This is a genomic window from Nocardia sp. NPDC006044 (genome assembly GCF_042871115.1).
Classification (GTDB): domain Bacteria; phylum Actinomycetota; class Actinomycetes; order Mycobacteriales; family Mycobacteriaceae; genus Nocardia.
This window is the reverse complement of sequence record NZ_JBIAID010000001.1, coordinates 1,796,584-1,805,311: the sequence shown is the minus strand read 5'-3', so window position 1 is coordinate 1,805,311 and position 8,728 is coordinate 1,796,584. Positions and strand designations below refer to the sequence as shown.

Here is an 8,728-nt window from a genome sequence, read left to right as displayed (position 1 = left end):
AGCGCACCTCACCGCGTACCCGGCCACCGTGTCCGAGCGCACCTCGCCGAACACCCGGCCGCCATCTCTGAGCACGCTTCCGGGCAAGCCGAGCGATAGCGTTCTCCCGCATCGAGATTCGGACCGAAATCGGGATGGCTGACGCGGTTCCCGGCGTTACCTTCATCACTACCGTCATCGAGCAATCTCGCGAGGAGCCATCGTGGCACAGGACAGCCAGCCCATCACCGACACCCAGCGGAGCGCGGCAGCCGCCTTCCGGGCGCTGCACGAGCAAGGCATCTTCGTGTTGCCGAACGCGTGGGACGCGGTCAGTGCGGCGGTGATCGCGGCGGCGGGCGCTCCGGCGATCGCGACGACCAGCGCGGCCGTGGCCTGGTCGCTCGGCACCGGTGACGGCGAGCAGCTCACCAGGGAGGACGCGATCGGCGTCATCCGCCGGATCGTCGCCGCCGTCGACGTGCCGGTGACGGCGGACATCGAGGGCGGTTATGGGGCCGCTCCCGACGATGTCGCGACCACCGTCCGCGCTGTGGTCGCCGCCGGGGCGATCGGGGTGAACCTCGAAGATTCGACCGCGCCCGGCGGCCCACTATTCGAGGTCGACGCCCAGGCCGACCGGCTGCGCGCGGCCCGTGCCGCCGCGCAGGAATCCGGCCTGCCGGAACTGGTCATCAACGCCCGCACCGACGTCTACCTGTTCGGCATCGGCGCACCGGAAAACCGTTTCGACGACGTCCTCACCCGTGCCGCCGCCTACGCCGAGGCCGGTGCCGACAGCCTCTTCGTCCCCGGCCTGCTCGACCTGCCCACCCTCACCGACCTGGCCGGCAAATCCCCCCTGCCGATCAACGTAATGGCCGGCGCGGGAGCACCTTCCGTCGCCGCCCTCGCCGCAACCGGCGTCCGCCGAGTGAGCGTCGGCTCTGCCGTCGCCCAAGCCGCCTACAAACTGGCCGAAACCGCAACCACCGAACTCCTCGAACACGGCACCTACGCGTCCCTGGAAACCGCCCTCGACTTCGGCACAGTCCAATCCCTCTTCACCCGCTGACTCACGACCCTCGTACGCACCGAGTCCGCACCCATCGCGTAATTCAGCAGGTGCGGTCTCACAAAACGGTGCGTGGCACAGTGGTTTCCACGAAATCAGCTCCGCTAGCGCGCACAGGGTCTCGCAGCGCGTTGGAACCGCGGACCGGCGAATAGACTGGTCTCGGATATGCGCCGCCTTCTGCGCCCGAGAAAGTATCGGCTGTGGCGCAACGCTTTTCGGCTAGCCGTCCGCGCCGAAGGCCCATACCGCGGCGGGTCTGCCGGTGGCTTTCACGCGACGGCGTTCGGTGGTGCGGGCCAGGCCGGGAAGGGCGGCGAGGGTGCGGTTGAGGTTGGCGGGGTCGGGGCGGGTGCCTGCGAGGGTTGTCGTGGCCGCGACCGCTCTGGTGGCCGGGAATTCGTCGCCGAGCAGGGCTCGGGTGAAGGCGAGGTCCTTCCAGAGCAGTCCGGCGAGCAGACCGCGGGACGCGTCGATGATGCGGTTGTGGTCGAAGGCCAGCTCGGGGACCTCGTCGAAGCCCACCCACTGCGCGGGCCCCTCGTGCGGCCCGACCACCGCCCACATCGCGATCGACAGCGTCGGCCCGCGCGGATCGCGATTGGGCTCGTCGAAGGTCACCAGCTGCCCGACCGCGCCGATCGCCGCCTCGGGCACCCCGAGTTTCGTATGCACCGCCCGCCGCGTCGCCCCGACCAGCCGCTCCCCCCGCCCGAGCAGCACACCCGGCAGCGCCAGCTGCCCGGTGAACGGCGCCAGCGCACGCGGCGCGATCCCCACGCTCACCCCGGCGTCGTCCCCCCAGAACCGCAACGCCACCACATCCACCGACACAACGGATTGCTCCACGCGCACCAATCCTGCCGCACCCGCCCCTCGCTCCCACCCACCGGCACCCACCCCACCGCACTCCATCCCGATCGAGACATCCCCACTCCGCCCGCCACGAACCGCCGGACCCCAACAACCCCCATCGACCCATCCACCCCGACCCTCCATCTCGACAATCCTCCCAAGCAGGTCCCACCCGCCGGACAACCACTCGGCCAACGGGACACATCGAGTCTCCACTCAACCTTTCACACAGCCTGGTCCCGTTCGCCGGACAACCACATGGCCAACGGGACACCATCGAGTCTCCACTCGACCTTTCACACAGCCCGGTCCCGTTCGCCGGACAACCACATGGCCAACGGGACGCCATGGAGTTCCATCTCGGCCTTTCGCACGGTCAGGTCCCACTCGCCGGACGGAGCATCACCGAGCTCTATCCCGACATTTCACACAGCCAAGTCCCACCCGCCGGACAACCACACGGCCAACGGGACACCATCGAGTCTCCACTCGACCTTTCACACAGCCCGGTCCCGTTCGCCGGACAACCACACGGCCAACGGGACGCCATGGAGTTCCATCTCGGCCTTTTGCACGGTCAGGTCCCGTTCGCCGGAGTCTGCTTGGACCCGCCGGGGTTTTCGGGTGGATCCGACCTCGGCGAGGTTGGGGTCTCGGTGGGTGGATCCGGCCTTCGAAGGTGACAGCGAAAGCGTTGCGGGCCGGTTTCCACCGCATCGATCGTCGTGCCCAGCCATGGCCGATGGGGACGTAGTCAGTTCACGCGGCGGCGATGCTTGTTGCGGTTGGGGTGCGGTGGGTTCGAGTTGGGCCGTTCGAGGTCAGAACGACTGGTACGTCGAGGGTTCGGGCCAGCCATGGGGCTACGTCGTCCGGCATTTCGGCAAGCAGCGGGCGGGCGGTGGCGAGTAGGTCGGTGAGGTGTTGCTGGTGGGCGAGGTCCTGCCATGCGCCTGGGGACAGATGATCGATCAAGCCGTCGTTGGTGGCGTATGCCGTTGTTGCGTAACGGGTTCTGGGACCGTCCAGGTGGTTCAGGGCCAGGCCGTCGATGCCGCCCGAAACCTCGATGGCGTAGCGCAGGAGGATCGGGTCCAGGTGGCCTCGGCGGAAGTCGCCTTGGTAGCGGCCAGTGGTGTTGTGTAGCTCCACATAGGTGAGGTCGGGATCCTCGGTGGGCAGCGGTCCTGCGCCGTGCCGAGTCATATAGGTGCGGGTGACGCCGAGAACGTAACCGGTCGTGCCGATTTCGGCGAGCAGAGCGCGGGCGTTGCGCGGTTCCACGGTGGACCAGGTGGTGTGCGGATGGAACCCGCGCCATTCGTCCAGCAGCACGCCCTGGGCTCCCTCGAAGACCAGGCGGCCGCGCCGGGCGAACCGGGCGAGCTGTTCGCCACCGACGATGCGGACGGCGGCGGCGAACTCCCGGTACATGTCGATCAGAACGTCGATCGGCTCGTAGCGATGCTCGCTCGGGGCGATCAGCGCACCGTAGTGGGCGGCGAGCGCCTGGAGCTTGTCCCGAAGGACGTTGGGGCGCAGGCAATCCGACACGGTCGGCGCGTCGTGCTCCAGCGCGTACCAGGCTGTCTCGCCGATCCCCCGTCCGCAGGAACCGTGCCGCGAGGAACCCCTCGCGTCCTCGCGGGCCCGGTTCGCCGCGATGTGGATCGGCGTGGTGAGCAGCGCCAGGCCGTCGATGTGCAACAACGCCAACGGATCCGGCACCCCGAGCACGGCCAGCTGCCGCGCCTCCCCCGCCAGCGCGATCGGCTCCACCAGCACGTGCCGCGAAAGCAGTGTCGGCACACCGGAAAAGGTCCCCGACCCGAACTGCGCGAAGGTGTGATGCCTGCCGTCCGCGATCACGTTGTGCGCCGCCTGCGCACCCCCGTTGAACCGCACCACGGCCGAGACGCCCAGCCCCGCCGCCGCGGAGCACAGCCAATCGACCGTCGCCCCCTTCCCCGCATCCCCGAAACCGAGGTCGACCACCACGATGTGCGACTGAAACACCATGCGCTCCTTCCTGTCTCGATCCCCCGCCTACCTCACGCCAAGGCGGCTGAAATCTCACTACGCGCCACACCCTCGCCCCGGCAGCATGCCCGCGACCGGCATCTCGGCGGCCTGTCCGAAACCGACAGGCCACCGCACCGTCAGCTACGACCGCTGAGCAGCGCCCGCAACCGCCGGCCCTTGACCCCCAACGCCTTACCCACGGACTTCGCCTCGGCCGCCGCATCCCTCCCAGCCGCCCGTCCGAGACCGACAGGCCACCGCACGGTCAGCTACGACCGCTGGGCAGCGCCCGCATCCGGCGGCCCTTGACTCCCAGCGCTTTACCCACAGACTTCGCCTCGGCCGCCGATCCCACATCACGCAGATCCGCGAGCCCGGCGTCCACATCCACCCGCCCTTCTTCCAAACCGACTGTCAGCGCGATGAGTTCGCAGACAGCAGCGGGATCGTCGAGTTTCAGGAAGCTCTGCCCCAGCAGCTCGCGCCAGTGATCGGCGATCTCCGGATCGTTGTAGTAGCTCGACTGGTTCGGCAGGATGTAGTAGACGTGCCAGCGTTCGGCGAGTTCGCGGTAGATCGATTCCACCGAGACATCGCGCCGCACCGGATCGCCGATGACACTGCGAATGTGCCGCGAGGCGAGCTTCGGCTTGTTCAGCTCGTCGCCGATCAGGAACAGGTAGCCCTTCTTGTTCCGCTTCTCCCACGCGTCGGTGACGATGTGGGTCGCCATGAAATAGGCGGCCAGCTCATAACTTTCGGACTTCTGCCCACCCCCGCCGCCTTCGAGCAGGATGGCGCGCAACTGCTCGTCCATCCGATTGTCGGACTCGAATTGCCCGACCTGCAACGGAACTCGGTCGGTGTCGGCGTCCCCGATGGCGCCGAACAGGATCTGCGGATCGTCGGCGTAACCCTTGCGCTGCAGCAGCCCGTGCAGCTTGCCCAGCTTCTGCTGCATGATCCGCGGCACCCGCCCCATCGAGCCGGTGACGTCGAACAACACCGCGATGGGCAGCGAGTTGCCGTGATCGGCCGAATCCCGGCATTCGCGCACGTCGACGCCCAGCGGATCGAGGGTCGGGTGCGCCTGCCAGTCCTCGTACGGCACGGCCCGCATTTCGGCGGTGTAGCCGAAATCGTCGAGGCCACGACTGGCGCGGAAGGTCTTCGCCGCCCGGTAGGCGGTGTCGTCCCAATTTCCGTATCCCATGGGATCACTTCCTCTCGTGAATCTAGTTTTAGTGTATGCGACTAAAACTACGACGGTCAAGGAACTCCCTCGGTGAACCCGCTTCCCTGGCAAGATCGGAGCGGTGGAGCTCCTACAGCGCAATCCGACCGAAGGCGTCTACGCCGCCACCGACGACTATGTGCACGCAATGGAGGTCCGAGGCGCCGAACGGCTGCTATTCGTCTCGGGCACAATGGGTCTCGATTCGGACGGCAAGCCGGCCGCGACCCTGACCGAACAACTCGAACTGATCTGGTCGAACCTGCGCGCCATCCTCGCGTCGGCGAACATGACCGTCGACAACATCGTCCGGCTCACCAGCTATCTGCGCGACGCCTCCGACGCCGAGGCGAACGCCGCGGCCAGGATGGCGGCGCTGGGCGGGCGGGCCGTGCCGACCACCGCGATCGTGGCGCAGACCCTGGACAACGACTGGCTGGTCGAGATCGAGGTCGTCGCCGCAGGCTGAGCCGGGAATGCGGCGCGGGCCACCGGCGTTGGTTCGACTCGACATCATCGAACGCCGAGGAGAGTTCCATGCCGCCGACCGTGACCGTTTACGGCGCCTACGGCCACACCGGCCGCTTCATCGTGGCCGAACTGGTCCGGCGCGGCTGGACGCCGATCCTGTCCGGCCGCAACGAAACTCGGCTACACGACGTCGCCGCCGACCACCCGGGAGCGGCGGTCCGGCCGGCGGCGATCGATGATCCCGAGGCCCTGGATCGTGCGGTCGCGGGCAGCGTCGCGGTGATCAATGCGGCAGGACCGTTCGGCGACACCGCGCCCGCGCTCGTCGAAGCGGCCCTGCGCGCGCGCCTTCACTACGTGGACGTCTCCGCCGAGGTCGAGGTCGTCGCGAAAACCGTTGCCGCCTACCACGATCGAGCCAAAGCCGCCGGAGTGGTGGTCGCACCCGCCGTCGCCTTCTACGGCGGACTCGGCGATCTGCTCGCCACCGCCGCGCTGGGCGATCTCCCGGCGGCCGACGAAATCCAGCTGGCCTTCGCCCTCGACAGCTGGATCCCCACCGAGGGCACCCGCGCTGCGGGCCGTGCGTCTCGCGGCCGCCGCAACGGGAAACGCCTCGTCTACGCCGACGGTGAACTCACCCTGCGCGACGACGAGGCCCCGACCACCGACTGGACCTTCCCGGCTCCGTTCGGAAAGCAAACTGTCGTAGGCGATTTCACCACCGCGGACAGCATTACCATCCCCCGCCACGTGAAAACCGCTGCCCTGCATACCTATATGACCGCGGCCCCGCTGGCAGACCTCGCCTCCACCGCTGACCTCGCCGCCCAACCCGCCGACGAACTCGGCCGTTCGGCCCAGCAATTCCTGATCGAGGTGGTGATTCGGTCCGGCTCCACCGAGCGCCGCGCCGTCGTCGCCGGCCGCGACATCTACGCGGTCAGCGCGCCGATCGCGGTGGAAGCGCTGGCGCACATCACGTCCGGGACCTACTCCGGACTCGTCACCGCAGGCCAGATCGGGGCACCGGGCGAAGTGCTACGCGCCCTGCTCCCCGTGCATCTCGATCGGCTGGAGATCAACGAAAGCTAGGCCGGAAATTCACGCGCTCGCATCGTTGACCGCGGTTTAGGATCGCGGCCATGGACGACATCTCCCAGAGGCCGACCGTGCTCGCCGTCGAGGCCGCCCTGCGCGCCGCCGGAGTCACCCCGCGGGTCCGCGTCCTCCCGGAGACCGCCCCGACGGCAATCGCCGCGGCCGAACAACTCGGCTGCCCGGTTGCCGCGATCGCCAACAGTCTCGTCTTCGACGCCGCTGGCGCGCCGCTGCTGGTCCTCACCAGCGGCGCGCATCGGGTGGATACCGGCAAGGTCGCCGCGCATCTCGGGATCGCCGGGCTGTCGCGGGCAAGCGCCGCGTTCGTCCGCACGCACACCGGCCAGGCCATCGGCGGTGTCGCCCCGCTCGGACATCCGGCGCCGATCCGGACGCTGATCGACGAAACCCTGGCCAGTCAGCCGGAGATCTGGGCGGCGGCCGGGCACCCGCACACCGTGTTCCCGACCACCTTTTCGGAGCTGGTCGCCGCGACCGGCGCCGAGCCCGTTTCAGTCAACTGACGTGGCACCTACCAGTCGGCGCACGCCGCGACGTAACGCTTCGATAACGCGCTACGCCGAGGCGGCAAGGCCGATGTGCCGCTGACGAACTCAGCTCGGTGCCACCATGTGATCGCCGACCAGCATCGTCCCCGGTCCGCGTTGCCCACCCGGCCCCTGATGAAACCGCACATTGTCCGCGGTCAGGGCGGACCCGCACTCCCGGCAGACGACCACGCCCGCGGTGACCTTCCCGCAGTCCTCGTGCACGACCAACGCAGGCGGCCCCTCGGGCGCGGCGAGCCAGGTGTCCCCCCAGGCGACGAGCATGGTCAGAACCGGATACAGGTCTCGCCCCTTGGCCGTGAGCAGATACTCGTGCCGTACCGGATTCGACTGGTACACACGGGTTTCCACGATGCCGTGCGCCTGCAACGCGGCCAGCCGGGCGGTGAGCACATTCGAGGCGATACCGAGATCGCGCCGGAGGTCCTCGAACCGGGTCAATCCGACGAACAGATCGCGCAGGATGAGCGGCGTCCACCGCTCCCCGACCGCGTCCAGTGTGCGCGCGATCGAGCAGACGATGTCGGACAAAGCAGCTTTGGGCACGGACCCATCGTAGTCCATTGCTTTTTGCAAGTGACTCCGGCAAGGTTCAGGCTATGCAAACCACCGACTCGGTAGCCGAGTTCTGCGCGGCGACCACGGCCGCCGACTTCGACGCATTGATGGAAACCCTCACCCCCGACGCCGCATTGACCTCCCCGCTGTCCGGCCGATTGGTCTTCCGCGGCAAGGACGATCTGCGCATCCTGCTCACCGCCGCCTACGGCGGACTCTCCGACCTGCGCTGGACCGAACAGATCGGCGACGGCCCGCGCCGCGTACTGCTCGCCGAGGCCACCGTCGGACCATTCCGCCTGACCGAGGCACTGGTCCTCGAACTCGCCGACGACGGCCGGATCCGCGCGCTGAACCCGCACCTGCGCCCGTGGCTCACCCTCACCGCGCTCGCGATCTGGCTCGCTCCGCGCCTGATCAGGCACCCGGGCGTGCTCCGTAGGGCAATGCGCGGAGCCGTCGCGTCGTAAACTGCGCCCATGGACCCGTTGACGCGGATCCGCGCGATCTGCCTGGATCTCCCGGAGTGCAGCGAACGGCTCAGCCACGGCTGCCCGACCTTTTTCGTGCGCCAGAAGACCTCGTTCGTCAAATACATCCCCGTCGGATACAACGAACCCGGCCCGACCCTCTGGTGCCCCGCCCCCGAAGGCGTGCAGGCCGAGCTGGTCGACGCCGAGCCCGCGCGATTCTTCGTCCCGCCCTACGTCGGCCACAGCGGATGGATCGGCGTCCGCCTGGACGCCGACCCGGACTGGACCGAGTTCGCCGCGATCATCCACGACGCCTACCGCAAGGTCGCCCCGAAAAAGCTGGTCGCCGAACTCGATCACCGACAGCCGCACACCACCTGACCTGCCGCAC

10 protein-coding genes are annotated in these 8,728 nt (G+C 68.4%); 6 read left to right on the top strand and 4 right to left on the bottom strand.

The features are described from left to right. Positions 1-202 precede the first annotated feature (202 nt). Positions 203-1,054 carry an isocitrate lyase/phosphoenolpyruvate mutase family protein gene (locus tag ACFYO1_RS08595; RefSeq protein ID WP_387228476.1) on the top strand — a complete coding sequence of 284 codons (852 nt, stop codon included), beginning with the start codon at positions 203-205 and terminating at the stop codon, positions 1,052-1,054. A gap of 222 nt (positions 1,055-1,276) precedes the next feature. Here ACFYO1_RS08595 and ACFYO1_RS08590 read toward each other — a convergent pair whose 3' ends face one another. The 3 genes from ACFYO1_RS08590 to ACFYO1_RS08580 form a co-directional block, all read right to left on the bottom strand. Then, positions 1,277-1,903: an NUDIX hydrolase gene (locus ACFYO1_RS08590; protein WP_387228474.1), complete on the bottom strand. Its 627-nt coding sequence runs from the start codon at positions 1,901-1,903 to the stop codon at positions 1,277-1,279. Between the two features lie 765 nt (positions 1,904-2,668). Then, on the bottom strand, positions 2,669-3,928 hold the full coding sequence (locus tag ACFYO1_RS08585) for an adenylosuccinate synthetase (RefSeq protein ID WP_387228472.1): 1,260 nt from the start codon (positions 3,926-3,928) through the stop codon (positions 2,669-2,671). 268 nt (positions 3,929-4,196) lie between these two features. After that, entirely contained in the window at positions 4,197-5,144 is a 948-nt protein-coding gene (locus tag ACFYO1_RS08580) for a hypothetical protein (protein ID WP_387228470.1), read from the bottom strand. A 103-nt stretch (positions 5,145-5,247) separates the two neighbouring features. On the opposite strand from ACFYO1_RS08580, the gene ACFYO1_RS08575 reads away from it, so the two are divergent. The 3 genes from ACFYO1_RS08575 to ACFYO1_RS08565 all read left to right on the top strand — a co-directional run bounded on the left by ACFYO1_RS08575 (position 5,248) and on the right by ACFYO1_RS08565 (position 7,261). Then, positions 5,248-5,634 (top strand): RidA family protein, encoded by a 387-nt coding sequence (locus tag ACFYO1_RS08575; protein WP_387228467.1) that lies wholly within the window; start codon positions 5,248-5,250, stop codon positions 5,632-5,634. 68 nt (positions 5,635-5,702) lie between these two features. Further along, complete coding sequence (locus tag ACFYO1_RS08570; protein ID WP_387228466.1) at positions 5,703-6,731, top strand: saccharopine dehydrogenase NADP-binding domain-containing protein; 1,029 nt, start codon at positions 5,703-5,705, stop codon at positions 6,729-6,731. Between the two features lie 50 nt (positions 6,732-6,781). Further along, positions 6,782-7,261 carry a YbaK/EbsC family protein gene (locus ACFYO1_RS08565; protein ID WP_387228464.1) on the top strand — a complete coding sequence of 160 codons (480 nt, stop codon included), beginning with the start codon at positions 6,782-6,784 and terminating at the stop codon, positions 7,259-7,261. 90 nt (positions 7,262-7,351) lie between these two features. Here ACFYO1_RS08565 and ACFYO1_RS08560 read toward each other — a convergent pair whose 3' ends face one another. Further along, complete coding sequence (locus tag ACFYO1_RS08560; RefSeq protein WP_387228462.1) at positions 7,352-7,852, bottom strand: winged helix-turn-helix transcriptional regulator; 501 nt, start codon at positions 7,850-7,852, stop codon at positions 7,352-7,354. Positions 7,853-7,905: 53 nt separating this feature from the next. Between ACFYO1_RS08560 and ACFYO1_RS08555 the strand changes: the two genes are divergently transcribed. Both ACFYO1_RS08555 and ACFYO1_RS08550 read left to right on the top strand, forming a co-directional pair. Further along, positions 7,906-8,334, top strand: coding sequence for a nuclear transport factor 2 family protein (locus ACFYO1_RS08555; protein ID WP_387228460.1), 429 nt, complete (start codon positions 7,906-7,908; stop codon positions 8,332-8,334). Positions 8,335-8,343: 9 nt separating this feature from the next. Beyond that, positions 8,344-8,718, top strand: a complete 375-nt coding sequence (locus tag ACFYO1_RS08550; protein WP_387228458.1) for an MmcQ/YjbR family DNA-binding protein — start codon at positions 8,344-8,346, stop codon at positions 8,716-8,718. Positions 8,719-8,728 lie beyond the last annotated feature (10 nt).

Excerpts from the sequence above, each read along its gene's own strand:
- ACFYO1_RS08550 (WP_387228458.1), top strand. The coding sequence starts at position 8,344 with ATGGACCCGTTGACGCGGATCCGCGCGATCTGCCTGGATCTCCCGGAG.
- ACFYO1_RS08565 (WP_387228464.1), top strand. The coding sequence starts at position 6,782 with ATGGACGACATCTCCCAGAGGCCGACCGTGCTCGCCGTCGAGGCCGCC.
- ACFYO1_RS08555 (WP_387228460.1), top strand. The coding sequence starts at position 7,906 with ATGCAAACCACCGACTCGGTAGCCGAGTTCTGCGCGGCGACCACGGCC.
- ACFYO1_RS08570 (WP_387228466.1), top strand. The coding sequence starts at position 5,703 with ATGCCGCCGACCGTGACCGTTTACGGCGCCTACGGCCACACCGGCCGC.
- ACFYO1_RS08585 (WP_387228472.1), bottom strand. The coding sequence starts at position 3,928 with ATGGTGTTTCAGTCGCACATCGTGGTGGTCGACCTCGGTTTCGGGGAT.
- ACFYO1_RS08580 (WP_387228470.1), bottom strand. The coding sequence starts at position 5,144 with ATGGGATACGGAAATTGGGACGACACCGCCTACCGGGCGGCGAAGACC.